General features: G+C 73.8%; 1 protein-coding gene. It reads right to left on the bottom strand.

The window, feature by feature from the left end:
* Positions 1-33: 33 nt before the first annotated feature.
* Positions 34-225 (bottom strand): acyl-CoA carboxylase subunit epsilon, encoded by a 192-nt coding sequence (locus M8J74_RS44375; RefSeq protein ID WP_058922980.1) that lies wholly within the window; start codon positions 223-225, stop codon positions 34-36.
* Positions 226-302: the final 77 nt, after the last annotated feature.

The following is a 302-nucleotide window of genomic DNA, read 5'->3' as shown; positions in this document are numbered from 1 at the left end:
GAGGGGCCCTCAGTCATGTGCAGCGAGCTGCGCTCAGCGCCAGCTGTGCGGCGCCCGGAAGCCGTTCTCGCGCTCCAGGCGGCGCCAGCCGGCCTTCGGGCGGCCGCGGTGGGCCGGCTCGGTGGCGGGCTGGGCGGCCGCGCGGGCCAGGAGGACGGCCGTGATGGCGGCGACTTCCTCGGGGTCGGCGTGGCCCTTCTCGACGCGGATGTCAGGGGTGCTCATAGGTCTCAGTCTCCGTGAGAGAGGTTTCCGCGAGGGTGTCGCGGAGGGTCCGCTGGGTTACTGCGGGGGGTTGCCGT

Source organism: Streptomyces panaciradicis (assembly GCF_023516615.1).
Lineage (GTDB): Bacteria > Actinomycetota > Actinomycetes > Streptomycetales > Streptomycetaceae > Streptomyces > Streptomyces panaciradicis.
Note: the sequence above shows the minus strand (reverse complement) of the source record. Positions and strands in the feature narration are given on the sequence as shown.

Coding starts and splice junctions, on each gene's coding strand:
- M8J74_RS44375 (WP_058922980.1), bottom strand. CDS start 225: ATGAGCACCCCTGACATCCGCGTCGAGAAGGGCCACGCCGACCCCGAG.